The organism is Aquidulcibacter sp., assembly GCF_020253525.1.
Lineage (GTDB): Bacteria > Pseudomonadota > Alphaproteobacteria > Caulobacterales > Aquidulcibacteraceae > Aquidulcibacter.
Genome location: NZ_JADCBK010000002.1, coordinates 25,406 through 51,832 on the forward strand (window position 1 = coordinate 25,406; position 26,427 = coordinate 51,832).

25 protein-coding genes are annotated in these 26,427 nt (G+C 55.5%); 10 read left to right on the forward strand and 15 right to left on the reverse strand.

Annotated elements, in window-relative coordinates; translation table 11 throughout:
- Window positions 1-32: 32 nt before the first annotated feature.
- On the reverse strand, window positions 33-1,811 hold the full coding sequence (locus tag IOB61_RS00265; RefSeq protein ID WP_290810428.1) for an acyl-CoA dehydrogenase C-terminal domain-containing protein: 1,779 nt from the start codon (window positions 1,809-1,811) through the stop codon (window positions 33-35).
- Window positions 1,812-1,943: 132 nt separating this feature from the next.
- Window positions 1,944-2,435, reverse strand: a complete 492-nt coding sequence (locus IOB61_RS00270) for a MerR family DNA-binding transcriptional regulator (protein ID WP_290810431.1) — start codon at window positions 2,433-2,435, stop codon at window positions 1,944-1,946.
- 198 nt (window positions 2,436-2,633) lie between these two features.
- Here IOB61_RS00270 and IOB61_RS00275 point away from each other — a divergent pair, with 198 nt between their 5' ends.
- From IOB61_RS00275 to IOB61_RS00290, 5 genes are all read left to right on the forward strand, one after another.
- The gene (locus IOB61_RS00275; RefSeq protein WP_290810433.1) at window positions 2,634-3,104 is read left to right on the forward strand and encodes a hypothetical protein; all 471 of its coding nucleotides are present in this window, start codon (window positions 2,634-2,636) and stop codon (window positions 3,102-3,104) included.
- Window positions 3,105-3,142: 38 nt separating this feature from the next.
- The gene (tadA, locus tag IOB61_RS00280; protein ID WP_290810435.1) at window positions 3,143-3,619 is read left to right on the forward strand and encodes a tRNA adenosine(34) deaminase TadA; all 477 of its coding nucleotides are present in this window, start codon (window positions 3,143-3,145) and stop codon (window positions 3,617-3,619) included.
- Between the two features lie 222 nt (window positions 3,620-3,841).
- The gene (locus IOB61_RS16775) at window positions 3,842-4,264 is read left to right on the forward strand and encodes a type II toxin-antitoxin system PemK/MazF family toxin (protein WP_367272773.1); all 423 of its coding nucleotides are present in this window, start codon (window positions 3,842-3,844) and stop codon (window positions 4,262-4,264) included.
- Between the two features lie 221 nt (window positions 4,265-4,485).
- Entirely contained in the window at window positions 4,486-5,451 is a 966-nt protein-coding gene (gene trxB, locus IOB61_RS00285) for a thioredoxin-disulfide reductase (protein WP_290810439.1), read from the forward strand.
- Window positions 5,452-5,677: 226 nt separating this feature from the next.
- On the forward strand, window positions 5,678-6,739 hold the full coding sequence (locus tag IOB61_RS00290) for a TerC family protein (RefSeq protein ID WP_085338947.1): 1,062 nt from the start codon (window positions 5,678-5,680) through the stop codon (window positions 6,737-6,739).
- 58 nt (window positions 6,740-6,797) lie between these two features.
- On the opposite strand, the gene IOB61_RS00295 is transcribed toward IOB61_RS00290, so the two are convergent.
- Window positions 6,798-7,016, reverse strand: a complete 219-nt coding sequence (locus IOB61_RS00295) for a hypothetical protein (RefSeq protein WP_290810444.1) — start codon at window positions 7,014-7,016, stop codon at window positions 6,798-6,800.
- Complete coding sequence (locus tag IOB61_RS00300; RefSeq protein WP_290810447.1) at window positions 7,016-8,026, reverse strand: polyprenyl synthetase family protein; 1,011 nt, start codon at window positions 8,024-8,026, stop codon at window positions 7,016-7,018. The genes IOB61_RS00295 and IOB61_RS00300 overlap by 1 nt, the downstream gene beginning before the upstream one ends.
- Before the next feature lie 172 nt (window positions 8,027-8,198).
- Between IOB61_RS00300 and IOB61_RS00305 the strand changes: the two genes are divergently transcribed.
- Window positions 8,199-8,939 (forward strand): methyltransferase, encoded by a 741-nt coding sequence (locus tag IOB61_RS00305; protein WP_290810450.1) that lies wholly within the window; start codon window positions 8,199-8,201, stop codon window positions 8,937-8,939.
- Between the two features lie 84 nt (window positions 8,940-9,023).
- Window positions 9,024-10,136: an NADH:flavin oxidoreductase gene (locus tag IOB61_RS00310; RefSeq protein WP_290810453.1), complete on the forward strand. Its 1,113-nt coding sequence runs from the start codon at window positions 9,024-9,026 to the stop codon at window positions 10,134-10,136.
- Window positions 10,137-10,190: 54 nt separating this feature from the next.
- Here IOB61_RS00310 and ispG read toward each other — a convergent pair whose 3' ends face one another.
- The 4 genes from ispG to IOB61_RS00330 all read right to left on the reverse strand — a co-directional run bounded on the left by ispG (window position 10,191) and on the right by IOB61_RS00330 (window position 16,265).
- Entirely contained in the window at window positions 10,191-11,333 is a 1,143-nt protein-coding gene (gene ispG, locus IOB61_RS00315) for a flavodoxin-dependent (E)-4-hydroxy-3-methylbut-2-enyl-diphosphate synthase (RefSeq protein WP_290810456.1), read from the reverse strand.
- Between the two features lie 172 nt (window positions 11,334-11,505).
- Window positions 11,506-12,552, reverse strand: a complete 1,047-nt coding sequence (locus IOB61_RS00320; protein ID WP_290810459.1) for a helix-turn-helix domain-containing protein — start codon at window positions 12,550-12,552, stop codon at window positions 11,506-11,508.
- A 74-nt stretch (window positions 12,553-12,626) separates the two neighbouring features.
- Window positions 12,627-14,888, reverse strand: a complete 2,262-nt coding sequence (gene ptsP, locus IOB61_RS00325; protein ID WP_290810462.1) for a phosphoenolpyruvate--protein phosphotransferase — start codon at window positions 14,886-14,888, stop codon at window positions 12,627-12,629.
- Between the two features lie 132 nt (window positions 14,889-15,020).
- On the reverse strand, window positions 15,021-16,265 hold the full coding sequence (locus tag IOB61_RS00330; protein ID WP_085338953.1) for an aspartate kinase: 1,245 nt from the start codon (window positions 16,263-16,265) through the stop codon (window positions 15,021-15,023).
- A 150-nt stretch (window positions 16,266-16,415) separates the two neighbouring features.
- Between IOB61_RS00330 and ubiG the strand changes: the two genes are divergently transcribed.
- Window positions 16,416-17,198: a bifunctional 2-polyprenyl-6-hydroxyphenol methylase/3-demethylubiquinol 3-O-methyltransferase UbiG gene (gene ubiG / locus IOB61_RS00335; RefSeq protein WP_290810467.1), complete on the forward strand. Its 783-nt coding sequence runs from the start codon at window positions 16,416-16,418 to the stop codon at window positions 17,196-17,198.
- 146 nt (window positions 17,199-17,344) lie between these two features.
- Here the strand turns inward: ubiG and recA are convergent, their stop codons facing one another.
- From recA to fliQ, 5 genes are all read right to left on the reverse strand, one after another.
- Window positions 17,345-18,436: a recombinase RecA gene (gene recA, locus IOB61_RS00340; RefSeq protein WP_085339020.1), complete on the reverse strand. Its 1,092-nt coding sequence runs from the start codon at window positions 18,434-18,436 to the stop codon at window positions 17,345-17,347.
- 177 nt (window positions 18,437-18,613) lie between these two features.
- Window positions 18,614-20,500 carry a response regulator gene (locus IOB61_RS00345; RefSeq protein WP_290810470.1) on the reverse strand — a complete coding sequence of 629 codons (1,887 nt, stop codon included), beginning with the start codon at window positions 20,498-20,500 and terminating at the stop codon, window positions 18,614-18,616.
- Between the two features lie 51 nt (window positions 20,501-20,551).
- Window positions 20,552-21,655, reverse strand: coding sequence for a flagellar biosynthesis protein FlhB (flhB, locus tag IOB61_RS00350; protein WP_290810472.1), 1,104 nt, complete (start codon window positions 21,653-21,655; stop codon window positions 20,552-20,554).
- 9 nt (window positions 21,656-21,664) lie between these two features.
- Window positions 21,665-22,414 (reverse strand): flagellar biosynthetic protein FliR, encoded by a 750-nt coding sequence (gene fliR / locus IOB61_RS00355; protein WP_290810474.1) that lies wholly within the window; start codon window positions 22,412-22,414, stop codon window positions 21,665-21,667.
- A 12-nt stretch (window positions 22,415-22,426) separates the two neighbouring features.
- Entirely contained in the window at window positions 22,427-22,699 is a 273-nt protein-coding gene (gene fliQ / locus IOB61_RS00360; RefSeq protein WP_085338958.1) for a flagellar biosynthesis protein FliQ, read from the reverse strand.
- Between the two features lie 123 nt (window positions 22,700-22,822).
- Between fliQ and IOB61_RS00365 the strand changes: the two genes are divergently transcribed.
- Complete coding sequence (locus IOB61_RS00365) at window positions 22,823-23,440, forward strand: YdeI family protein (protein WP_290810478.1); 618 nt, start codon at window positions 22,823-22,825, stop codon at window positions 23,438-23,440.
- Here IOB61_RS00365 and IOB61_RS00370 read toward each other — a convergent pair.
- Both IOB61_RS00370 and queF read right to left on the reverse strand, forming a co-directional pair.
- Window positions 23,437-24,102 (reverse strand): M24 family metallopeptidase, encoded by a 666-nt coding sequence (locus IOB61_RS00370; RefSeq protein WP_290810481.1) that lies wholly within the window; start codon window positions 24,100-24,102, stop codon window positions 23,437-23,439. The two genes, IOB61_RS00365 and IOB61_RS00370, sit on opposite strands and share 4 nt — an antisense overlap.
- The gene (gene queF / locus IOB61_RS00375) at window positions 24,103-24,570 is read right to left on the reverse strand and encodes a preQ(1) synthase (protein WP_290810484.1); all 468 of its coding nucleotides are present in this window, start codon (window positions 24,568-24,570) and stop codon (window positions 24,103-24,105) included.
- 233 nt (window positions 24,571-24,803) lie between these two features.
- Here queF and IOB61_RS00380 point away from each other — a divergent pair, with 233 nt between their 5' ends.
- A complete protein-coding gene (locus IOB61_RS00380) occupies window positions 24,804-26,342 on the forward strand; it encodes an amino acid permease (protein ID WP_290810487.1) in 1,539 nt (512 codons plus the stop codon).
- Window positions 26,343-26,427: the final 85 nt, after the last annotated feature.

Below are 26,427 nucleotides of genomic sequence, written 5' to 3' on the forward strand. Positions count from 1 at the left end.
CTGTCCTCCCCCGCGACCGGGGGAGGATAATTTTAGAACTCCTCGGCGCTCAGCGCCATCACGGGTGCGGCACCGGTTTTGACTTTGGCCAAATGGCTGGCGATTTCGGGCAAGATACGGTCGACAAAATAGCGGCCGGTCTTGATCTTGGTGTCATAGAAGGGCTCGGTGCCAGCCTTGGCATAGGCCGCCTTAGCCATCAGGGCCCACATATAGGCAAGCCCTGTCAGGCCGAACACATGGAGATAATCGTGGCTGGATGCCCCGGCATTATCAAAATTGCTCATGCCATTGGCCATCAGCCACATGGTGGCATCTTGCAATTGCGCGCGGGCAGAAGCGAGGCCTGCGATAAAGGGGGCGAGGTTTTCATCGCCCTCATGCTCGGCCACAAATGCGTCGATCTCCGCAAAGAAGGTTTGGATGGCCCGGCCGCCATTGGCCGCGAGCTTGCGACCCACGAGGTCGAGCGCTTGCACGCCATTGGTACCTTCATAAATCATGGCGATTTTGCTGTCGCGCAGGAACTGGCTGGCCTGATAATGCTCAGTAAAGCCTGAGCCACCATGGACTTGCAACGCGTCAGAGGCATTCTTGTGGCCCTTGTCGGTCAAATAGGCTTTGAGGACAGGGGTCAGAAGGCTCATATAATCGCCAGCCTTTTGGCGGACGGCTTCGTCTGGGCTCTTGTGTAAGAGGTCGCCATAAAGGGCGGTCCAGTACAAGAAGGCGCGACCGCCTTCAGTATGGGCTTTGATGTCCATCAACATGCGGCGGACGTCTGGGTGCACCAAAATATTGTCGGCGGGCTGATCTGGCTCTTTCGGGCCGGTCAGGCTGCGGCCTTGGCGGCGGTCCTTTGCGAAAGCAAGCGCTGCTTGATAGGCCGATTCACCAACCGCCATGCCTTGCAGGCCGACGCCGAGGCGGGCTTCATTCATCATCACGAACATGATGGACAAGCCCTTATTGGGCTCGCCAATCAAATAGCCCGTGGCTTCTTCATATTGCATCACGCAGGTGGCATTGCCGTGAATGCCCATTTTTTCTTCAAGGCCCACACAGGTCACGGTGTTGCGCGCACCCAAGCTGCCATCGGCATGCACGATGAATTTTGGGACGATGAAGAGCGAAATGCCCTTAACCCCTGCTGGCGCGCCTTCGATACGGGCGAGGACCAAGTGAATGTGGTTTGATGTCATCGAGTGTTCGCCACCCGAGATCCAGATCTTTTGGCCCGAAATCTTATAGGTACCATCCGCTTGGGGAACGGCTTTGGTACGCAAGAGGCCCAAGTCCGTGCCACAATGGGGCTCGGTCAAATTCATCGTACCGGCCCATTCCCCGCTGGCGAGCTTGGGCAGATAGAGGTCCTTCTGCTCGTCTGTGCCGCCTTCATGGATTGCCGAATAGCAGCCATGGGTGAGGCCCGGATACATGCCAAAGGCCATATTGGCTGACGATGTCATTTCACTATAGGCCATGTTTACCACATGGGGCAGGCCTTGGCCGCCATAGGCGGGGTCTGCACTTAAAAGCGGCCAGCCAGCCTCAACCAGCGCATGATAGGCTTCGGTGAAGCCGTCTGGCACGGTGACCGTATTGTCTGGGTTTAGCTTGCAGCCTTGTTTGTCACCGACCGAATTCAACGGGGCCAGCACATTTTCGCAGAATTTCGCGCCTTCTTCGAGGATTTGGTCGCGCACATCCTTTGGCGCGTCCGCAAACCCTTCGAGGTTGGAAAACCGGTCTAATTGTAACACATCATCAAATAAAAACTTCATGTCGCGAACGGGTGCTTGATAGCCCATCATGTATCTCCCTTGACAGCCGGTAGCGGCTGGTTGGTTTTGAAACTCAAACCGAACCAGCCGCTGGCCTATCCTTGTTGTTGTCGTCGTTTTTCTTCGTGAGGGCCCTGAGCAGGCCTTGCCTTGGCTTTTTTAAGAGGCTTTTTCGTTTACAAAGGTGGCATCTTCGCCATCGAGGCGGGCACGCGCGACCGCGTCATAGGCAGATGCCCCGGCCACTGCCAGATCAGCAGGGGCCTTCGCCAATTGCTCATTGAGCCATTGGACGCCGTTTTCGAGAGTCTCGATCGACCCAACAATGTCTTCACGCTGACGCTTCAACAGCTCAATTTGCTTGATATATTTGTCGCGTGTGCGCTGCATCTGGGTGCGCTGATTGTCGCCCAGATCATAGAGGTCGATCATCTCGCGGATTTCCGACAAGGAAAACCCGACCCGCTTACCGCGCAAAATCAGCTTCAAGCGGGCACGGTCACGTACCGAATAATGCCTGTTCAGGCCTTCGCGTGCTGGGCTTAAAAGCCCTTTGTCTTCATAAAAGCGCAAAGCGCGGGCGGTCGCACCAAATTCACGCGATAATTCACCGATCGTCCAAACCCTGTTCTTCTCAGTTTGATCAGACATAAAAGACCTCCAGAGGTGACCTTGGACTCGCGTGTGGCTTACGTTTACGCACACGTCAAGTAAAATCTTAGTGTTACCGGCCCCACGGGATTGGGGAAATGCCAGTCTCGCTACCCCGCTTGCACGAACCCGCGTGCTTCTTCTTTGGTTTTCAGCTTTGTTGCGAGCCCGAAACAAAGTGAGTGGGGAAAACCAGTCGTGCGTATCAAACTGTGGAATGTTGCTTTGGCTGTTGGCGGGTTGGTGGCTTTGGCCAGTGTTTCGGCTGAAGCAGGGGCCTATCGGCGGCCCATGGATGCAGCAAGTGTTGCAGCCCCCATCCCAAACCAAGATGTTTCTTCCTATGGTCAGGGTGAGCATACCGGTCGTTCCAACAGTGGTCGGACAACCCCTACGGGCTATCCGGCCGAGACTGAGGTCAATTTTGCTTGGAATGGCATGGAAGGGCCCGCTTATGGCTATGGCTATACGCTCAATCTGCCTGCCGATGGCAATTGGCGCTTTATTGAGCCGCGATGCTATGGCAGCCGGACCGGCCAGGTCTGTGTTGAGGGTCATTGGGTGCGCCGCAAACCCGGACGCTGCGAAGAGGTAACCGCCCACAGTGTGCGTCGTGGCAATTATATCCGCATGGTGCCGCCGGGCCCTGTTGCCAGTTGTCGACGCTAAGGCTGGTCTCGGCCGCCTAAAGCCGCTAACAATGCGGTATGCTGGACGATCAGGATCAGGCGCGGGATGCCTATTGGATGGGGCGGGCTTTTGAGCTTGCAGAGCAGGCCGCCCGCTTGGGCGAGGCCCCGATTGGGGCTGTTTTAGTGGATAGCAAAACCCAAGTCCTGGTTGCTGAAGCCCATAATGAGCCGATTACTTTGCACGATCCATCTGGTCATGCTGAAATCTTGGCGATCCGGCGGGCGGGGGAGGCTTTAGCCAATTATCGGCTGGCCCCAGACCTAACCCTTTATGTGACCTTAGAGCCCTGCACCATGTGCGCTGGCGCTATCAGCCACGCCCGCATCGCCCGTTTGGTTTATGGCGCGTCGGACCCCAAAGGTGGGGCAGTGGAGCATGGGGTTCGGTTTTTTGAGCAAAAAACCTGTCATTGGCGACCCAAAGTGACAGCGGGTATCTTGGCGGATCGCTGCGCCGAGATTTTGCGCACGTTCTTCCGTGCCCGGCGCTGATAGAGCCCTTCCATTTCAGAGTGAGCCATTTGACCGTTTAATCGGCCCGTTGATTTTGACCAGAAAATACAATAATTACCCATTGGTTATACGGCGAGATACTGTTCTTAAAGGACCACTTCCTCGCGATATAGGTGGATCAAATGAAGGATTCCCAGTTTCGGGGTCAATTCAGACCGCAAGAATTAAAATATCATTGTAATCAATAAATAAGAGAGTGCCTTGGCGTTAGCATACCATCCAAAACGCGGGACAATTGTCTGTGTGGATTTTGACCAGGGCTTTCGAAAGCCAGAAATGGTAAAGAGGAGGCTATGTGTTGTTATGTCGCCGCCCATTGAAGCGCGTGTGGGACTCTGCACGGTGGTGCCATTAAGCACGACGATGCCAAACCCAAGCCAAAGATATCATTGTAAGTTGGATATCCCCTTCCGTTTGCCTGAACCTTGGGGAAATGTCAGCCGCTGGGTGAAGGGTGACATGATATGTGCAGTAGGGCTTCATCGCCTTGATCTGTTGCGTTTGGGCAAAGATTTAACTGGAAAGAGGATTTACCAGCTAAGTAAGCTTCCTGCGGCACAGATGAGAACCATAAGTAATTGCGTGCTTTATGGCCTCGGCCTTCCCCCTTTGACTCAAGGGTAATGTCGCGATAGATTTGTGATGTGACGGCTCTGCCTTGGCATCCGTATTAAGACCCTACCAAGGGCCATTGATCATGAAGAGATAAGCAATCTTTTGGTCAATGCTTTAAAGCCCTTCGGCGAGAGCCGAAGGGCTTTTGCTTGTCGTGGCGCACTCTGAACTGAGGGGCCCTTCTTATTCGCGAGGGGAATCACTAGATAGGTGTGCTCAAGGAGCCCCTCATGTCAGAAACTCGCCATGCCCCCGTCCTTATCATTGGTTCTGGGCCTGCCGGCTATACAGCCGCCATTTACGCCGCCCGAGCCATGCGCCAGCCCGTGCTGGTCGAAGGACCCCAACCCGGCGGGCAACTGACCATTACGACCGAAGTCGAAAACTATCCGGGCTTTGCGGATGTTATCCAAGGCCCTTGGCTGATGGAACAAATGCGCGCCCAGGCAGAGCATGTTGGCACGCAAATCATTTCCGACTGGATCATGGAAGTTGATCTGACGAGCCGCCCCTTTAAGGCGATCGGCGATGGTGGCCAAGTCTATACCGGCGATACACTTATTATTGCGACGGGTGCGCAGGCAAAATGGCTGGGCCTGCCTGAAGAACAAGGCCTATGTGGCTTTGGCGTCTCGGCCTGCGCCACATGCGATGGCTTCTTTTATCGCGGCAAAGAAGTGGTCGTCATCGGCGGCGGGAATACCGCCGTTGAAGAAGCGCTTTTCCTAACCAATTTTGCTAGCAAAGTGACCTTGGTGCACCGCCGTGCGGAATTGCGGGCAGAACGGATCTTGCAAGACCGCCTGTTTGCCCATCCCAAGGTCGAAGTGGTTTGGGATAGTGCGGTGGAAGAAATCTTGTCTGACCCCGAACCAAAGTCTGTAACCGGGGTGCGCCTGAAGAATTTGAAGACAGGGGCGCTTTCCGACCTACCTGCCCATGGCGTGTTTGTTGCCATTGGCCACAAACCCGCAACGGATCTGTTCATTGGCAAAGTCGCTATGCGCGATAATGGCTATATTATTGTTGAGCCTGGCACGACGCGCACCAATGTGCCAGGCGTGTTTGCCGCGGGCGATGTCGCTGACGAAACCTATCGTCAGGCTGTTACTGCTGCGGGCCTTGGCTGCATGGCGGCGTTGGAGGCTGAGCGTTTCCTTGCAGAGCATGGACAGGAAGCCACCGCTTCGGTCTGATCGAGCGGGCGATAGGAAAAGCAGGCTGCGGCGCAAGGCCTATCACGGTCTTGTGAACTTGGCCCGCGGTGTATTCACGCTTCAGTGCCTTGCGCATCGAGGCCACAGCCCCATATGCAGCCCACTACCGCAGTCCGGGCCCCTCTGGCGATCAAGGCGTTGATCGTGATGTCGGATTGATTGTTCTCGTGGAAGACGCAGCCAATAAGTGGGGGGACCGGGGCTTATGGATGCTCTGCCTTTTTTAACCGCCGTTTACGCGGGCCAGCCAATATGGCTGTGGCTCGCCTTTTTGTCGTTCATCGGTTTCTTATTGTGGCTTGATCTTGGGGTCATCAACAATAAGGACGGGGTGGTTTCGGCATCGAAATCTGCCAAAATGTGGGCGGCTTTTGCCAGCCTTGCCGTCGCCTTCGGGGCTTATGTCTATTTCGTCTATGAACCCGATCCGCGATATTACAATAGCCCAGACAATCTCAACCAACAGGCGGTGATCCAGTATTTCACTGGCTATCTGTTGGAAACGGCGCTGGCCTTTGACAATATCTTCGTCATCGGCATGATTTTCACCTTCTTTGCTGTCCCGCGCGAATATCAGCACCGTGTGCTGTTCTGGGGTATCATTGGCGCGATTGTATTCCGGGCGATCTTCATTGGCTTGGGCTCCGCCGTCGTGAATGAATTCACTTGGGTGCTCTATATCTTCGCGGCCTTCTTGATCTTCACCGGCTACAAAATGTTGTTCGGTGGCGACCATGAGATGAAGCTGGAAGACAACCCCGTCTTGAAGTTCGTCAAGAAGCGTATGCGCGTGACTGAAACGATCGAGAACCACAATTTCTTCGTCAAGAAGCCGCATCCAGATGGTTCGGGTAGGTTGGTTCTGTGGGCAACGCCTTTGTTCTTGGCCTTGATGATGGTTGAGTTGGTCGACATCGTTTTCGCCGTTGACAGCGTGCCTGCTATCTTCGCCGTTACCCGCGACCCATTCATTGTCTACACGTCCAACATCTTCGCGATTTTGGGCCTGCGGTCGATGTATTTCATGTTGGCTGAAGCCGTCGAGCGCTTCAAATATCTGAAATATGGCTTGTCGTTGGTGCTGGTTTTGATCGGTTGTAAGATCATCTGGAACTTCGGTCTGTCGAAAGAGCTCAAGATGGTGCCCTATATGGAACCACATTGGTCGCTGATTGCCACCTTGACGCTTTTGGGCGGCGCAATTGCCTACTCCTTGTGGAAGACCCGCAAGACCGACGCGTCATCGGACATCAAGCCAGCTGAATAATCGGCTCGGCCACAAATCAAAAAAGAAGGGCGGGACCGCAAAGTCCCGCCCTTTTTTGTCAGAAATCCGATGGTGGCGTTTGATTGGACTCTACGGATGTGGCGCAAGTGCGCAAGGGGCGGCAGACCTCTTTGTCAGGCTCTCGAATATGCTCAATCAGCATCACCATAATGACCATCGTCATCACGAGAATAGCTATCATGGCTTCTAGGCTGATCGGTACGGCGGCGCGAATTTCAGCCAGCCATTTCTTCCAAGGACTGCCGTCTTCGACCATTAGTTCAGGCGGGCGACAACATAATCTGCAAGATTGGCCAGAAGGGCCGGGATGACCCCCTCAGGCAGGAGGGCGAGGGCTGCTTTCGCTTCGGCGATATGGCCCCGGGCTTCATCCAACGTGGCCTCAACAGCCCCACGCAGACGCATGGTCTGGATTGCAAAGGCAAGGTCCTCGTCTTGATGCTTGCGCGCCAGAACCCGTTGCCAGAATAAACGCTCTTCCCCTTGCGCGCGCTCAAGCGCAATGATCAAGGGCAGAGTTGCTTTGCCTTCGCGGAAGTCATCGCCGGTATTCTTGCCCAAGCTTTGGGTGAGACCGCCATAATCAAGAGCATCATCAACAAGTTGGAAGGCGAGGCCAAGTTTCAGTCCGAACTTTGCAAGTGCTGCAACCATCTCATCTGAAGCCCCGGCAGTAATGGCGCCGGCCTCACAAGCAGCCGCAAACAAGGCCGCAGTCTTTGCTTCGATCACTTGATAATAGCGCTCACGACTGGCTTCACCGCGATTGGTGGTGGCCAGTTGCAGCACTTCACCTTCGGCAATGGTGCTGGCAGCTTTGGCCAGAATATCCAACACCCGCAGAGAGCCCGTTTCCACCATCAGATTGAAGGCACGGGCAAAGAGAAAGTCGCCGACCAGAACGCTGGCCTTATCGCCCCAGATCAGATTGGCAGCGCGCTTGCCGCGCCGAAGTGACGATCCATCGACCACATCATCATGCAGCAAGGTGGCCGTGTGAATGAACTCAACCGCTGTGGCGAGCTTGATTGCAGGCTCCCCACCTCCGCCACAGGCGCTTGCTGAGGCCAAAGTCAATAAGGGGCGCAAGCGCTTACCACCCGCATCGACCAAATGATGGGCCACGTCGGGGATCAAGCCAACTGGGCTTTCCATGCGTGCCGCAATTTCGGTTTCGGTCGCCGCCAATTCCGATGCCAACACGGCCGCGAGCGCTTCAGTCGGATTAACCGACACGGCATCAACTGGGCGAGTGGTGACATTCACGACAACTTGTTCCTTATAAGTCTTTTAATTCCATGCCCTCTTGAGGGGGCTTGGGTCAAGCATGTGCTGCTTCCAACCTTGGCGTTCAAAACAGTTTAGTTGACAGAGACCCGATTTCCCGTCTCAACCAAGCGCCTGTACACGTAGTTGGGATACATATTTGGACGCCCGTATGATCGAAACAACTCATGATATATTCCTGAAGGGGGCTTTGACCATAGAGCAACCCAGCAAGGGGTACCGGGCGGGTACAGATGCTGTTTTGTTAGCGGCTGCGGCAGCCGCCATTCCAGCAAAAAAAATCCTAGAGGCAGGCTGTGGGGTGGGTACGGCCTTATTGAGCCTTGCTTGCCTGCGCGCTGATTCGGACCTCGCGCTGATTGGCCTGGAGAAAGATGAGGCAGCCTGGTCATTGGCCTCGGCAAATGCGGTTCGCAATAAGGTGGCTGGTGAGGTGCAATTTGTGTTGGGCGATGTTTTGGCACCCGATGAGGCCTTTTTGGGCCAATTTGACCTCGTCTTTTCCAACCCTCCGTACTTCGACGATGATCACGCGATCCGCGATCCTGATGTATCGCGCCAGGCTGCCTATATATTGGGGGCACCTTTGGATGTGTGGATCAAGGCCATGTTGGCAATGGCCAAGCCGAAGGGCCGTTTCTTGATGATCCATCGGGCAGATCGCTTGCCAGACATTCTCGCAGCGCTTCGGGGAAAGGCGGGGGATATTGGAATCTGCCCGGTCCGGCCGCGTGCCGGGGATCCGGCAAAACGGGTCCTTGTTTCTGCCCGCAAAGGCTCTCGCGCGCCGCTGCGCCTATTGGCTGGGATCGACATGCATCCGCCTGTGGGGGAGGGCCGCTTTAGTGCGGACTATCAAGCGATTTGCGACGGTGGGGCTTTGGCCGTCTAGACCTAGCGGCCACTTCATCGTAACGCCTTATTGGAAGCGGCAAGCCGACAAAACAGCCGCCCTCTTTTTTGCTCAGGAGTGCCCATGACCGACGTGTCTGCCTTGTTTCAGCCCCTCACCATTCGCGGTGTGACGATCCCAAACCGCATTGCCATGGCCCCCATGACGCGCTCTTTTTCGCCCAATGGTGTACCGGGACAGAATGTAGCTGATTATTATGCGCGTCGAGCTGCAGCTGATGTGGGCCTGTTGATCACCGAAGGCACGGTTACGGACCGAAAAGGCGCATCCAACGACCCGAACGTGCCCCGCTTTCATGGTGCAGACGCTTTGGCAGGTTGGGCCAAAGTGGTAGAAGACGTCCATGCCCAGGGCGGCAAGATAGCCCCCCAGATTTGGCACCAAGGCATGATGCGCAAGCCCGGCACGGGCCATTATCCCGATGCGCCGACCGACAGCCCTTCCGGCCTCACCCATACAGGCAAGTCCGTTCTGCCTGCACCGACTACGGAAGAAGTTTGGGACATGGTGCAGGCCTATGCGCGTGCTGCTGGCGATGCGGCTAAGCTGGGCTTTGATGCGATCGAAATCCATGGCGCACATGGCTATTTGATCGATGAATTCTTCTGGGATGTTATGAATACCCGAACCGACCGTTATGGTGGCTCTTTGCCAGAGCGCGCGACTTTTGCGGCAGAAATTGTTGCCGAATGTCGCAAGCAAGTGGGCCCCGATATGCCGATTATCCTGCGCTTCTCGCAATGGAAGCAGCAAGATTACACCATTAAGCTGGCCCATACCCCACAAGAGCTCGAAGCCTTCCTAGCCCCGATTGTGGCTGCAGGCGTCGATATGCTGCATTGCTCGCAACGGCGCGTCTGGGAAGCCGAATTCCCCGATGTGGATGGTGAAAATGGCCTCAATTGTGCCGGTTGGACCAAGAAAGTTACAGGCGTTCCCACCATCACGGTAGGCTCCATCGGGCTCTCGAGTGATTTTGCCGGTTCTTTCCGCGGTGAGGGTTCAGCCAAAGCGCCCCTCGATGATGTGGTCCGCCGCTTAGAGAAGGGGGAATATGACATGGTCGCCATCGGGCGCGCCTTGTTGCAGGACCCTGAATGGGCCAAAAAGGTCAAAGAAGGCCGTACCGATGATCTGATGGATTACGATGGTAAGGCTTTGGCGACTTTGTATTAAGACCCAAGTCGTTGCATAAGATGGGCCTGCCCGCTGTGGTCAGGCCCATTTTTCTTATGAGGCGGTTGCGAGTTCTTCTTCGGCCTTCGCGGCGCGCATTTCTTCGGCCTTGGCTTCCACCAGTTCCACAATATGCTCAATCATATCGTCGTTGGAGAGCTTGTGATGGGCTTTGCCGGCCATATAGACCATGCCTGCACCCTTGCCGCCGCCGGTAAAGCCTAAGTCCGTATAGAGCGCCTCGCCCGGCCCATTGACCACGCAGCCAATGATGGACAGGGAGATTGGCTCTGACACATGGGACAGACGGCTTTCCAATGCTTCGACGGTGCGTATCACGTCAAAGCCTTGGCGGGCGCAGGACGGGCAAGCAATGATGTTCACGCCACGTGTGCGCAGGCCCAAGCTCTTGAGAATGTCATAGCCGACGCGCACTTCCTCTTCAGGCTCTGCCGAGAGCGACACACGGATTGTATCGCCAATGCCAGCCCACAAGAGCGAACCAATGCCAATGGCCGACTTTACGGTACCGGAGCGGGCGGCCCCGGCCTCTGTCACGCCCAGATGTAGTGGGCAATCAATCGCCTCGGACAAGGCTTGATAGGCGGCAACCGTCAAGAAAGTGTCGGACGCTTTGACCGAAATTTTGAACTCATGAAAGTCGAGCTCTTGCAGAATGCGTGCGTGATCGAGCGCGCTTTCCACCATGGCCTCAGGGCAGGGCTCACCATATTTTTCAAGAAGATCGGCTTCCAGCGACCCGGCATTGACGCCAATGCGGATCGAGCAACCATTATTGCGCGCAGCATTGACCACTTCGCGCACCCGTTCGGCAGAGCCAATATTGCCCGGATTGATGCGCAGACAAGCCGCGCCCGCTTCAGCGGCTTCAATCGCGCGCTTATAGTGGAAATGAATATCCGCCACGATGGGCACTTTGGCAGCGCGCACGATGGTTTTTAGGGCAGCGGTAGACTCAACATCCGGGCAAGACACCCGAATAATATCCACGCCGACTTCTTCGCAGCGCCGGATCTGGTCAATCGTGGCCCCGGCGTCTGGGGTAGGCGTATTGGTCATGGTCTGGACGCTAATGGGCGCATCGCCCCCGACGGCGACTTTCCCCACCATGATCTGACGGGACTTGCGCCGCACAATGGTGCGCCAAGGGCGGATATGTTCCAGACCAGTCGCCACGTCGATACCTCTTGCTTCCGTTTGCCTAGAAAGGCTGATCTTCTAAACGGGATGGGACGCGCTATCGTGGCCAGAGCCACAAGATGCGAAGTCCATCACCCACACGCTAACGCGTAGGCGTAACTATAGGACGGCTTTCAGAGAAGTTCCAGTCACGAGCCTGTGCGGCTGGTTATTGGGGGGCAGGAGCTGCGGCCTTTGCCGGAGCAGGTGCTGGTACCGCTGGAGGCGGCACAACCGATGAGGTTGTCGCACGTGAGGCTGCAGGTGCCGCGCTAGCAGGTGCTGACCCAACAGCTGGAATAGTTTGGCTTGTGGCGGGCTGATCCTGCGCCAGTTTGGCCGCAAGTTTGGCGGCCTCTTCAGCGGCTAAGGCTGCAGCGGCTTCAGCTTCGGCTTTCGCTTTGGCCGTTGCAATGGCTTCAAAATCAGGCACGCGCCAATTGACGACTTTGATCCCGGCTTCACCAACGATCGCCGTCTCACCATAGCCGCTGGCTTCTAGCACGCCCCCAAATGGTGCCGAGACGAACCAGCGTCCAAGCCCATCGGTGGAAATACTCTCATCCTTGCGCAGAATGCGATCGGTTACCAAGGCACCATCTTCACCCCGCAGCGTAATGCGCACGTCTTGCAAGGCCTTCAAAGTCGACAAGGGTTGAACATCGGCCGTGGCTTGCACGGGCCCCTTGGGTTGCGCTTCGGCCCAAGCTTTGATTTTCTCGTCGGGCGGGGCAACGACATCAACCGGTTGTGGCTTAATCGCGTGCAAGCTCGCCCATACGATCAACCAACCCAACAGCGCCAAGGCGACGACCGCACCGACTGGGGCGACAAATTTTGAAGGCTGGGTTGCAATTTCCGACTCGCGTCGGCGTTGCACGGGTTCCCACGCATCGCGGAACTCACTCACCAAACCATCGCAATCGACAAGGCCCAACAACTCACCATAGGCACGCACATAGCCAAGCGCATAGCCAAGGCCAGGTAGTTTCTGGAATTGCATCGACTCAATGGCGGCAACCTGCTCTGGCTTGAGTTTAAGGGCACCGGCAACTTGATGAATGGATAGCTCTTGATCGCGGCGGGCAGCTTGCAAACGAGCGCCCGGACCATCCGCATCTGGATTGTCTACAGAGCCCACCAGACGCAAATGCGCACGCCCTGCATGGAGCGTCTTGGCTGCGTCTAACGTGCGTGCGGCCTCTGCCGGACTCATCGTGTCAATCCTTAATCTGTACACCGCACCACACTGCGGGCATTTAGTTTAGAAATCCTTAGCGCGATTTCGTGTCAGTTTACTATAACCTTGTGTGTTTTTGCATAGTCTTTCAGTGCATTGCGGAGGTGCCCGTCGCCTTTGAGCAACAAAGACATCAAGGTTTTGGAGAATTCTTCCCCATTGAGGGACATCAGCATTCGTTTGACCGGACCGATTCCCGCAGCTGGCATCGAAAGGCGGGTAAAGCCCAAACCAATCATCGCCATCGCTTCCAGAGGACGACCGGCATGTTCACCACAAATGGAGATCGGGGTTTGGCCTGCGCTGTCGCGAATATGCTTCAGGAAGGTGAGTGCTGGCCGCGAGAGAATGTCATAGCGGTCCGCGACTTTCGCGGTGCCTCGGTCAGCGGCAAAGAAGAATTGCATCAGGTCGTTGGTGCCAATCGATAAGAAGTCGGCATGTTCGGCAATAGAGGCGGTATCCCAAGCCAAAGCGGGGGCCTCGATCATCGCACCTGCTTCAACTCGGCTTGGGCCAAGCCGACCATTGGCGCGCGCCCAAGCCAATTCTTTTTCCAACAATTCCCGCGCGCGATGGAACTCATCCACAACGGCCACAAGTGGGAACATGACGCGCAAAAGCCGGCCTTCGGCAGCCCGAACAAGGGCGCGCAATTGGTAGCGCGAGAGGCCAGGCCGATCGAGACCCATGCGCACAGCGCGCCAACCCATAGCAGGGTTTTCCTCCCGCTCTGTCGGCATATAGGCGGCAACCTTATCGCCACCGAGGTCCAAGGTCCGGAAGGTGACCGGTCGGCCTTTGGCAAGGTCGAGCGCTTCGGTGTAAAGCGCCGTCTGGGCATCAAGGCGGGGCAGTGAGTCTGCAATCATGAATTGGAACTCGGTGCGATAGAGGCCAACGCCACTGGCCCCAGTTGTTTCCAATTGCTCTAAATCAATGGCCAGACCGGCATTGAGCAATAAGTCTATTGTTCGTCCGTCTAATGTTTGGCTCGGCAAATCTTTTGAGGCGGCAAACAATTGCTGTTCGGCACTTTGGGCTTCAAACCGGCTATGCAAAGCCTGGGAGACCATTCTGTCCGGCCGCAGATAGGCTTGGGCTTCATTGCCGTCCACAATAATGGTGTCGCCTGCTTCAACGCGGGAAAGCAAATTGGGCAATTGGCCCAGCATCGGCACGCCCATCGCTTTGGCAACAATAGCCGCATGGGAGGAGGGGGAACCTTCTTCCAGCAAGATCGCTTTGATGCGGCCACGACCATATTCGAGCAGCTCGGCAGGGCCAATGTCGCGGGCAACCAGAATGGAATCCTCCGGGGCCTCCTTGCGGTCACCGGTATCGCCCGACAAATAGCGTAGCAGGCGATTATCCAGCTCTTCCAAATCGTGCAGGCGGTCGCGAATATAGCCGTCCTTGGCACTTGTCATGCGGGCGCGGTGCTCAGACCGCACTTGCTCGACAGACGCCTCTGCCGTCAGACCGTTTCGGACCCCATCGCGCAACCGGCGTTCCCACGAGCGGTCTTGGCTTAGCAGATGAAAGGTCTCTAATACTTCAAAGGACGTGCCCCCAAGGGTCTGCACATCCCCTGCGAGCAGGGCTTCGAGGCCCGAGCGCAATTTGGCCAGACCTTCATCCAGCCTCTGTTCTTCTGCTACGGGGTCATCGGACAAATAGCGCGTTGGCTCAACGTCCGGGTCGTGCAGCAGCGCCTGTCCAGAGGCGAGACCACGCGAATAAGCTTTGCCTTTTAAGGTTTCTGGGGCGGTGGGCTTGATCTGAAACTCAGATAAGGCCCCGGTCAGGTCTTCAACCGAGACGATTTCGGCCAAAACCGTCGCGATCAGTTGGAGCGCTTCAATTTCGTCATCTTCGTATGTACGCGCATAGCGGTTCTGGACAACCAAAACCCCGACAACCCGGCCACTCCGAAGGACTGGCACCCCCATGAAGGATTGGAACGGGTCTTCCCCAGTTTCAGGGCGGTAGGAAAAGCGGGGATGCTTTGGCGCATCGGCCAGACTAATCGGCTCAACCCCTTCTGCCACCAAGCCAACCAGCCCTTCGCCCGCCTTCATCCGCGTGCGGTGGATGGCATCACGCGATAGGCCTTCGGTCGCAAATAGCTCCAGCGACCCATCTGAGCGGCGGAGATAAATCGAGCACACATCTGCTACCATCGTCGTGCCAATCTGCGCGACGATCCGGTCTAGGCGGGTTTGGGTGTCGACGTCCTGTACCATGACATCGCGCAGGCGACGCAATAGAACGCGTGACCCCCCCGCATTGCCAGAAGAAACAGGGCTCATTCACTTCCTCGAAACGGTGCGGTGTGGCACCCGCACGGGCAGGACCACACCATAAGTCGCCTTCCTCATACAAGAGAAGGGATAAACTGTCCTTCAAAGCGACAGCATTTTTTGCTGCAAGCTGCACAAAACTTAGGCAGCGTCGAGCCCATAGGCCGTATGCAGGGCCCGTACAGCCAATTCTGTATAGGAGCTATCGATCAGAACCGAGATTTTGATCTCGGACGTCGCGATGTTTTCAATATTGATCCCCTTTTTCGACAGGGCATCAAACATGATACGGGCAACGCCGACATGCGAGCGCATGCCAACACCGATTACAGAGACTTTTGAGACGTCTTTTTTGACTTCGACTTGCTCAAAGCCAATTTGCTCTTGGGCCGCACTCATCAGCGCCATGGCGCGATCGGCTTCACGCTCGGGCACGGTAAAGGTCATATTGACCGCGCCTTCGGTGCGGGAGGGAGCTTGGACGATCATGTCCACATTGATATTGGCTTCGGCCAAGCGGCCAAAAATATCGGCGGCGACGCCGGGGTGATCCTGCAAAGCTTTCAGCGACACTTTGGCTTCGTCGCGCGAATAGGCAATGCCCGACACGATTTGCTTTTCCACAATTTCATCCTCATCACAGACCAAAGTTCCAGGGTTTGGCTCACCGGGTTCAACAAAGCTCGACAAGACGCGAACGGGCACACGTTTGGCCATGGCCAATTCGACCGACCGCGTTTGCAAGACTTTGGCCCCAAGCGAGGCCATTTCGAGCATTTCCTCATAGGAGATTTTTTCAAGGCGTTGGGCCTTGGGCACCATGCGGGGGTCGGTCGTATAGACCCCGTCAACATCGGTATAAATGTCGCACCGCTCGGCCTTTAAGGCTGCCGCTACGGCGACGGCAGACGTGTCTGACCCACCCCGACCCAACGTCGTGATACGGTCTTCTTCGGTCACGCCTTGGAAGCCCGGGATAACGGCGACTTCGCCGGAATCAATCGCTGCGGCCACTTCATCGGCATCAATGTCGGAAATGCGGGCAGAGCCGTGGGTAGAGCTTGAAGCCACGCGGATCTGCCAGCCCTGCCATGACCGGGCAGGGATGCCCATGCTGCGCAGGGCAAGGGCCAATAGACCCGTTGTCACCTGTTCGCCGGTCGCAACCACCACATCATATTCATCGTCGAATAGTTCGGGCGGCAGGCCTTCGCCCGCTTGGCGGGAAAGTTCGACCAAGCGATTGGTCTCGCCCGACATAGCAGAAACCACCACCGCGATCCCGCGCCCAGCTTCACGCTCAGCACTGACCAGACGCGCAACGCGACGGATACGTTCGACGTCTCCTACAGAGGTTCCACCAAACTTCATCACCAGACGCGACATGCTTCTTTGCTCCTCAGCTATGCCATTAGACGCAGAAATCTGCTGTTACAAACAGACGATGGCTCTCGACGCGCGCGCTCTTCGCTCTATGAAGTCTTAAGGTCAATCCTTTTGCATGTTGCAAACTGTCATACAGGTGAGTTGAACCCAATGCCGAAAGCCACCCAAGACGCGACACTGGAGATGCCGCCACGCTCGCCCTCGATCGATCCGGCTGAAGTGGCCAAGTTTGCAGCCATGGCCGAAGACTGGTGGAACCCCTATGGCAAATTCCGCCCTTTGCACAAGTTCAACCCCACGCGGCTGCGGTTCATTCGCGAAACAGCCGAAGCCCACTTCGGACTAACGTCTGGTTCGGATCAGCCGCTTAAAGGACTGAAACTTCTGGATATTGGCTGTGGCGGCGGGCTGTTGAGTGAGCCAATGACACGCCTGGGAGCCAAGGTTACTGGGGTGGATGCGACCGAGCCCAATATCAAGACGGCCATGACCCATGCAGCCCAAATGGGCCTTGAAATTGACTATCGTCATGGCACCGCCGAAGGCTTGTTGGCGGCAGGCGAGGGCCCCTTTGACATCGTGCTCAATATGGAAGTGGTAGAGCATGTGGCCGATGCAGCAGCTTTTCTAAAGAATACTGCCCAATTAGTGGCACCAGGTGGATTGATGTTTGTCGCGACCATTAACCGCACCCCAAAAGCTTTGGCCCTCGCCATCATTGGGGCTGAACGAATCTTGCGTTGGTTGCCGCCGGGCACGCATGAGTATGACAAGCTGGTCAAGCCGTCTGAAATCCAAGCTGCGCTCAAGACAGAAGCGGGGCTTAGCCTCGATCAGCCAATCGGTGTCAATTACAACCCCTTGATGGACCGTTGGTCCTTGGGATCTGACACCAGCATGAATTATATGATTGTGGTGCGCAAAGCGGCCTGAAGCCTATGTTCCTTGGTGGTGCTTGGTGACCGAGCCAAGACGAAAACAGGACCAGAGCCCGGGGGCTTGGTCCTGTTCTCACCGTGCGGCATTTGCCGCGTGTCGATTCTCGAGGATGAAGGGTGAAAACTACCCTTCACCACGCGCTACATATCGTCCATGTCGCCATCATCAGAGACAGGATCACCCGCCAAGACTTCGGCTAGAATACCTGCGTTTTGGCGCACTTTATGCTCAATCTCAGCAGCCATTTCAGGATTTGCCTTCAAGAAAGCGCGGGCATTGTCTTTGCCTTGGCCGATCCGCGTGCTGTCGTAAGAATACCACGAGCCGGATTTCTCAACGATCCCAGCTTTCACGCCCAGATCAATCAATTCACCCTGCTTGGAGATGCCTTCGCCATAAAGAATATCAAACTCAACTTGTTTGAATGGCGGGGCGACTTTGTTTTTGACCACTTTGACGCGGGTGACATTGCCCACCACATCTTCCTTGTCCTTGATCTGGCCGATCCGGCGAATGTCCAGACGGACCGAGGCATAGAATTTCAGCGCATTGCCGCCAGTTGTGGTTTCTGGATTGCCGAACATCACGCCGATCTTCATACGGATTTGGTTGATGAAGATCACCAAAGTTTTCGAGCGCGAGATCGAACCGGTCAATTTGCGCAAAGCTTGGCTCATCAAGCGGGCTTGTAGACCGGGCAGGCTATCGCCCATGTCCCCTTCGATTTCTGCCTTGGGCGTCAAGGCCGCAACCGAGTCGATCACCAAAACGTCGACCGCACCAGAACGCACCAAAGTATCGGTGATTTCGAGAGCTTGTTCGCCCGTGTCTGGCTGCGAGATCAACAGATCACTCAAATCTACACCGAGCTTGCGGGCATAAATGGGGTCGAGTGCATGTTCGGCGTCAACAAAGGCACACACCCCGCCACTCTTTTGAGCTTCGGCAATACAGTGCAGCGCCAATGTGGTTTTACCCGAGCTTTCAGGCCCATAGATTTCGATGATCCGGCCGCGGGGCAGACCACCAATCCCGAGGGCAATATCGAGACCTAAAGAACCCGTCGAAACGGATTCAATTTCAACCGCTGCGCCTTGTTCCCCCAAGCGCATGATCGAGCCTTTGCCAAAGGCACGCTCAATCTGAGACAGGGCCGATTCGAGTGCTTTTTCTTTGTCCATATCGTTTTTTTCCACCAAGCGAAGCGCTGCATTTGAAGCCTGAGTAGCCATCTTTGAACCCCTTTTCACGATTCCCGCCTGCATCGGCACAATGGGCTCAGTGGAGCTGTGTGCAAACCAGACCTTGTCACGTCATGAGGAGTTTGTATCTGATATGTTCTTAGAACACAAGTGGAACAAAGTGGATTAATCTACTTTTTTATAATTTATACGACCGATTTTGACGTATCAAGCCGCCGCGAGTTCTGTTTTCACCCGTTCTGCCAATTGTGCCAGCGTAAATGGCTTTGGCAAGAAGGAGATGGAGCGCTCATCTTCTAGGGTTTGTGCAAAGTCTTGCTCAGCATAGCCAGACATAAACACGATGCGGGCGTGGCCTAAATAGGGCTTAGCGGCCTTAAGAAGGCCTGGCCCATCAAGACCCGGCATGACCACGTCGGATAAGACGAGGTCAAAGCTATTGGGGTCGTTTTCGAGAATTTCGAGTGCTTCTTCCCCGTCGCCAGCGGAGGTCACATGATAGCCGCGTTGGGTCAAAAGACGGGTCGCGATATTGCGAACACCCTCTTCATCTTCGACGAGCAAGATCCGTCCGCGTCCAGCCAAATCCATCGGCCGGGCTTCGGCGATTTGGGCTTGGGCTTGGGGCAAGTCGTCGCTGACTTCGTCGGCTGTGGTGGCAGGCAGGAAGACGTGGAATGTCGTGCCTTCATTTTCCACCGAGTCGAGGGCGATAAAGCCGTCGGACTGTTTGATGATGCCATAAACAGTGGCAAGGCCAATGCCCGTACCCTTGCCTTGCTCTTTGGTCGTAAAGAAGGGTTCAAAGATTTTTGTGGCAATATCTTGGCTCATGCCGGTGCCAGTGTCGGTCACCGAAATCATCGCCCAATCGCAATTTTCAATATCGGCGATGCTAAGGCCCTTAAGTGCGGCGCGCACGTCTTGGGTGGTCGCGCGTTTTGTGCGCACGGTGACTGAGCCTTTGCCCTTGCCAGACATCAAGACCGCATCGCGAGCATTGGTAACCAAGTTCATGAACACGGTTTCAAGCTGTTGTTTGTCGGCGCGCACATTGGGAAGGTCACGGCCATGGGTAATTTCAAAGACGATCCGCTCATCCAAGACTTGCCGCATCAAAACCGCAAACTCGGTCAAAACCGCGCCAACATCGAGAACGTCACGCCGGAAAGTCTGCTTGCGGGCATAGGCCAATAGCATTTTGACCAGTTCTGCCGCCCGTGCGCTGGTGTTTTGAATGCTTTGCAATTCGCCATAGCTGGGGTCGCCGACAGGATGGCGCGCCAATAAGGCATCGCAATTCAGCGTGATCACCAAAAGGAAGTTATTGAGCTCGTGGGCGACGCCACCGGCAATTTGGCCAACCGCCTGCATCTTGCTGGTCTGGGCAAGGCGGTGTTCCATCTCCCGCCGGGTTGAGACGTCAACCAAGAGAAGAGCCGCACCATCATTTTCGTCTTCCAAGAGCCAGCCTTCGCAGGTCTGACCGCCCGTAGTGGCCATATCCAGCTCGATGGCACGTTGCCCGCCCACTTCGAGGCGGTCCAGATCATCGACATGGGCCGGGGCAACAAGTTCAGAGAGTTTTGCGCCTTTGCCGGCACCAGCAATCCGGATGAAGGCTGGATTGGCTTCTTGAATAATTGCGTGGCGCGCGTCGCGCCGATCCAAGCGGGCAAAGCCAACCGGCGCTTCGGCGATTAGACGTGCAAGGCCTGTTAAAAGAGACGAGGTTGTTTGGACGGCGAGGGCTGCTTGGGAAACCGAGGCGGCACCATCTTGGGCCGTTGCTTGAGGCTGTGCGGGGCTTTCGACCTTCGTCAGGCGGACCAAAGCATGCTCGCCAATCGCACTCACCCGAACCCGCATGTCGCCTTGGGTTTCATCTAAGCTCAACGCACGGCGAACCGCCTTAGACGCCCGAAATGCGCAGGCCTGATCCAACAGGCTCATCAGTAGGGGATCAATTGAGACCGGCCGATACAGAGCGTCATATGCAGCATTGGCGGCTAGGAAGCGCCCAGAGCGTGTAAAGAGGGCAGCAGGCCCATCCATACTTGCCAGCCAGTCGTGCGACTCCGACCGGGAAAACATCTTCAATAGTCCAGCCATGCTTCTTCGCCCCAAACCGGTCCAAAGATGCACCTATGCGGCGTTTTGGACTCGACTCTGGAGAGAATCACCTGATTTGCGCCGCGCGGCTACACCCAAAATCACTCCAATGATTTTTGCTACAGCTTGATAATGTTCAGCCGGGATTGTCTCTTCGAGATCAACGCTCGCATAGAGGGCACGTGCCAAGGGCGGATCTTCGATAATTGGCACATCGGACTCGGTGGCAATTTCGCGAATTTTCAAAGCCAGATTATCGACGCCTTTGGCCACACAAACCGGCGCAGGGGTTTCGCCTGCCACATAGAGTAAGGCGACGGCATAGTGGGTTGGGTTGGTGATAATGACGGTTGCTTCTGGCACTTTTGCCATCATGCGATTGCGCCCGCGTTGCATCCGAATTTGACGCAGCTTCATTTTGATCTGCGGGTCACCTTCTAACTTCTTATACTCGTCCTTTTGCTCTTGCTTGCTCATGCGGTTACGCTTGATCCAAGAAAAACGCTGAATTGCATAATCGGCCACGGAAGCGACGGCAATAATGCCGATCAGCGCGAAGCACAGCTCCAAAAGAATCTTGACCAGAACCGGCATCAAAGCGGCCGGCTCCATCGCCACCAAGATTTGCATTTCCTTGGCATGGGGGGCCAAGATCGCATAAGCAACCCAGCAAATAATGATCAGTTTCACCACGGTCTTGGCGAAGGTCAAAAGGGCTTCGGCCCCGAACAAGCGCTTGAAACCGGCTATGGGGGAGATTTTCTCAAGTTTCGGCTTCATCTTTTCGCCGGTGAATAAGAAGCCTGATTGCACCAGATGCCCGGCAAGGCCCGCAATGAAAATGGCACCCACCGTTGCGCTCATCAGAATGGCGAGGCGCCCACCGACATCCAGGCTGAGCCGCTGCAGCGCCCCGCTATCGACAGCAAATTGTTCTGGCCGTTCGATAAAAATCGTCATGTAGCGGGCCAAATCATTGGCGCTGTGCAGGCCAAGGGTCAGCAGAACCGCAACGCCCGCAGTCAAGACAAACAAGGTCGCAATATCTTGCGATTTGGGAACGTCGCCCTTTTTTCGTGCCTCATCCAGTTTGTACTGACTGGGGGCTTCGGTTTTTTGGGATTCATCTTCTTCCATCGGGCGGCCTCAATTCAAAGACCGGCCAGCGGTGGCGATGGCTTCAAGCCACACCAACATGCCTGCGCCTGCGGTGATCGCAAACAACATGATGCCCAACAGAACCTGCACAGGTTGGGCAATGAAGAAAACTTGGATGGCAGGTGCAACGCGGTTGATAATGCCCAAAGCGACGTTGATGACGATGCCAAACAGCAACAAGGGGGCGGTGATTTGAATGGCCAAGGAAAAGGCTTGGCTGAAGGCGCGTAAACTAAACTGCGCGATATCGCCCAAGGGTAAAGGTCCGCCCGGCAAGAAGTTCTCGAAACTTTTTGCGGCCCCTGAAATGAAAAGGTGATGGACATCGCTCTGAAACACGAGTGCTGTCCCCAAAAGCGCCAAAAAGGTGCCGAACACCGCCCCTTGCTGCTGCTGGGACGGGTCAAACGCCATCGCCATGCCAAGGCCTGTCTGCATGCCCGCAATCGCCCCCGCCGTGGCCAAAGCGGAAAACAAAATGCGGGTGGTAAGCCCCAGCGACAGACCGATTAGAATTTCCTTGCCGATGGCCAGAAACATCAAAGAAATATCCGACGGCAAGGGGCCAATCTTGCTGGAGACGACAGGTGCCAAAGTAAAGGCAATGAAAAGGGCGACCATCAAGCGTGCCCGCGTCGGCACAAATTGGTCGCCAATACCCGGTGCGAGCATCATCAACGCGCCAACGCGCGCAAAGACGAGACCAATTACCCATACTGTCTGGGGCAGGAGTTCCATCCGCGGGACCCGTTAGCCCGCGCCGCTTGACGCAACTTTAGTCATCATTTGCGTCATAAATTCGCCCAGCATCCCGCCCATCAAGGGCAGAAACAAAAGAAGCGCCGCAAAGATCGCAAGGATTTTAGGAACAAAGACAAGGGTCTGTTCCTGGATCTGCGTTAGGGCCTGCAACAGCCCGATAACCAAGCCCACAGCCAAACCAACCAGCATGACCGGTGCCGACATCGCGATTGTCAGCCAAATTGCATCACGGGCAACATCGAGGACTTCTGGGGCGTTCATCGTCAGCTTCTCCGACTCAGGGCGTGTTCAAACCAATTCTAGTTTCGCCCGAGTATGGGATGGCTTGGCATGGTTAACAAAGTCTTGATAAATGCGTTTCTGGGCTGATTTCCGGCGGTAGAAATGATGGATTTTGAAAAAGTTGAAGTCAAAAGTCGGGAAGAGCTGCGCGCCTGGTTGGCCGAGAATGCCGAGGCCTTTGGCAGAAGTATTTGGCTTGTAACCTTCAAAAAGGGCAGAGGCCCAAGTGTCAGCTATGATGACATTGTTGAAGAGGCCATTTGCTTTGGCTGGATCGATTCCCGAGTTGCTAAACTGGATGACGACAGAACGATGTTGCTGTTGTCGCCACGGCGCGCTTCAAGTTCGTGGTCTGCCGTGAACAAGCAGCGGGTCGAAAAGCTTTTGGAACAGGGCCTGATCACCCCGCGCGGGCTTTCCATGATTGAACAAGCCAAAGCCAGTGGCGCATGGGACCGTTTGAATGAAGTCGATGCCTTGATCGAGCCAGACGATCTCAAATCCGCATTGACGGCAACAGCTTTTGCCATGGAGAATTGGAACTTAATGGCGGCCTCCAGCCGGCGCGGTATCTTGGAGTGGATTGGCGCTGCGAAACGACCCGAAACACGGGCAGAACGGGTGGAGCGCACCGCTCAACTTGCCGGCAAAGGCCTAAAGGCCAACTTCCCGGATGGCCGCAATAGGATAGCTGGCGCAATCGGGCCAAAGACGGCCTAAAGCATGTCCTCATAGAAGGCACCAGCCTTCAAGGCCTGATCGATAAGGTGAATTTCAAGGATCCAACAAGCAGGCGACGGCGTCTTGCCAAAAGCCTTCAGTTTGCCGCTGTGATGGACACGGTGCGGAAAAGCGCCGATCCGGTGGCCTGATGCCCCTTCGAGTGCCAAGGTCCGGCCGCGCTTGGCAGCTTCTGCCTTAGCAAAGTCATATAGTTCGGGGCCATTGGCTCCAGTTTCGGCCCAATGGGCCTTGACCGCTGCAAACACCGCTTTGGAATCTTCGATCAGGTTCTGATAGGCGGGAACTTGGCCTAAAGTGAAGCCTGAACCGACATCGCCTTCATGGCCGTCATAGCAAGGGCCGATATCGAGGAAAAAGATATCATCGGCCTCCAAAACATGGGGCGCGGCTGGCACTTCACCAAAGGGCAAAAGCGTATTGGGGCCAAAGCGTACTTGGCTTGCATGCCACAGTCTTTCAGCGCCGCTATCGAGAATGGCTTGATCGACAATGGCTTTGCCGTCGAGATCATTCATACCGGGCTCAATCATAGCTGCCGCGCGGGCTAAAGTCTCCCAAGCCCGCGCTTGCGCCGCTTGTTGCAACCCCAAGCTGAAATGGGCGTGATGAGCTTCGCGGGGATCGAGCAAACCAGTCACTTAGCCGCGCCCACGATAGGGCGGCACGCCTTGGTCAGGAATCCAGACGCCCTCTGGCGCAGGTCCCGTCGCGTAGAAGACGTCAATCGGAATGCCACCGCGCGGGTACCAATAGCCCCCGATCCGCAACCAAGTTGGGGCCAATAGCTCAACCAAGCGTTTGCCAATTGCCACAGTGCAATCCTCGTGGAATGCCCCATGATTACGGAAGCTTGTGAGAAACAGCTTCAAACTTTTGCTTTCCACCAGCCAGTCGCCGGGCACATAGTCGATGACCAAATGCGCAAAGTCGGGCTGCCCCGTGACTGGACATAGGCTTGTAAACTCGGGTGCCACAAAGCGCGCGAGATAGGCGGTGCCTGGATGGGGATTGGCGACGCGCTCCAGCACAGCCTCTTCGGGAGAAGCATAACCACGTACGTCTTGGCCGAGGGTGCCCAGACCCTCATAAATAGAAGAATTGCTCATGGGGCTCATGTAGCGCTAAATCGGGCTTCGTGCACCTCGTCACTGCACGCCGCATACACCATCATCCAGCATCTGCGCCAATTTGTGCTTCAATCCGATCAAGAGTGCAGCGGAGGCGATGATTAGCACGTTGTTTTGTTGCCAATCTGGGCAGAGGGCACTAGCGTGAGGTCACGGGGGTGAAAGCGACCCAAAAGTGTCGCACCCACATGAACCTGTTTAAGGGGGGTTGAATGGCTGAAACCAAACCGGCGACCGGACTTAGTCGAATTTTCGCGCGTAAGTCTGTCGCTCAAATCATGAGCGAGAACGAAAAGAGTGAGTTGAAGCGGACCCTTGGTCCAATCAATTTGGTGCTTTTGGGAATTGGTTGCATCATCGGGGCCGGTATCTTTGTTCGGACGGGTAATGCTGCTGCCTTGCACGCAGGCCCTGCTGTGATGTTGTCCTTCGTCGTCGCAGGTCTCGTCTGTGCCTGTGCCGGTCTTTGCTATGCAGAATTGTCCTCAACTTTACCTGTTTCAGGCTCTGCTTACACCTATTCCTACACGACCTTGGGCGAATTTGCCGCTTGGATCATGGGCGCACTCTTGCTGCTGGAATATGGGCTTGCGGCCTCTGTGGTGGCGGTAGGCTGGTCTGGCTATGTTGTCAGTCTTTTAGGCGACTTTGGCCTTATCATACCACCAGAATTCACCGGTCCCATGAACCATGTGACGACCTTGAAAGACGGCACGACTTTGACCACTTTGTTCAATGTCCCAGCCTTTTTGGTAACCTTGGTTCTGGCCTGTTTGTTGACCATCGGGATTTCTGAATCCAGCCAAGTCAACAACATAATTGTGGCGATCAAGGTCACGGTGATCGTGGCATTCATTCTGATCGGCGGCTATAAAGTCCTCACCCACTTACCTGAATTGTCACAGAATTGGGTGCCGTTCATTCCGGAAAATGAGGGTGAGGGCAAGTTCGGGTGGGAAGGTGTCTTCCGCGCTGCCTCCATCGTCTTCTTTGCTTATATCGGCTTTGAAGCGGTTTCGACCGCTGGCCAAGAAGCCAAGAACCCGAAAAAGGACATGCCAATCGGCATCATTGGTTCCTTGCTCGTCTGTACCGTCCTCTACATGCTGGTGGCAGCCGTTTTGACCTTGTTGGTCAATTACAAGGAATTGAACGTGCCTGACCCAGTGGCTGTGGCTGTGGATTCCATGGGTCCTCAATGGGCATGGTTTGCCATGACTATTAAGGCCGGTGCGATCATTGGTCTGACGTCGGTGATCTTGGTTCTCATGTATGGTCAAACCCGGATCTTCTACGCGATGGCCCGAGATGGTCTCCTGCCAAAGATCTTCTCACGCGTGCATCCCAAGTTCCAAACCCCTTGGATCAACACGATTGTGGTTGGTATCATTGTGGCATTTGCGGCCGGCTTGTTCGACATCAACGTCTTGGGCGATGTGACTTCGGTTGGAACCTTGGCCGCCTTTGCCATCGTCTGCGTCTCGGTGATTTGGTTGCGTCAGGCGCGTCCAGACCTGCCACGAGGCTTCAAGGTCCCCTTGTACCCGATCTTGCCAATCTTTGGCATTTTGTCGTGCGGGGCGTTGATCTTCACGGTGGAACAGCGCGTTCTGCACTTCTTCTTTATCTTCTTGGCAGGCGCCACGGCAGTCTATTTCCTCTATGGGATGTGGAATTCCAAGCTTGCCAAAGGTGAATTCGTGACGGGTCATGAGCCTCCCGCAAACGAATTGCCACACAAACTCGACTAGGATCTTGTCCTAGGTGAAATCTCTGCGGCGGGCCCTCGGGTCCGCCGTTTTCAGTTGAGGGGGCATGCGCGCCCGGGGTGGTCAA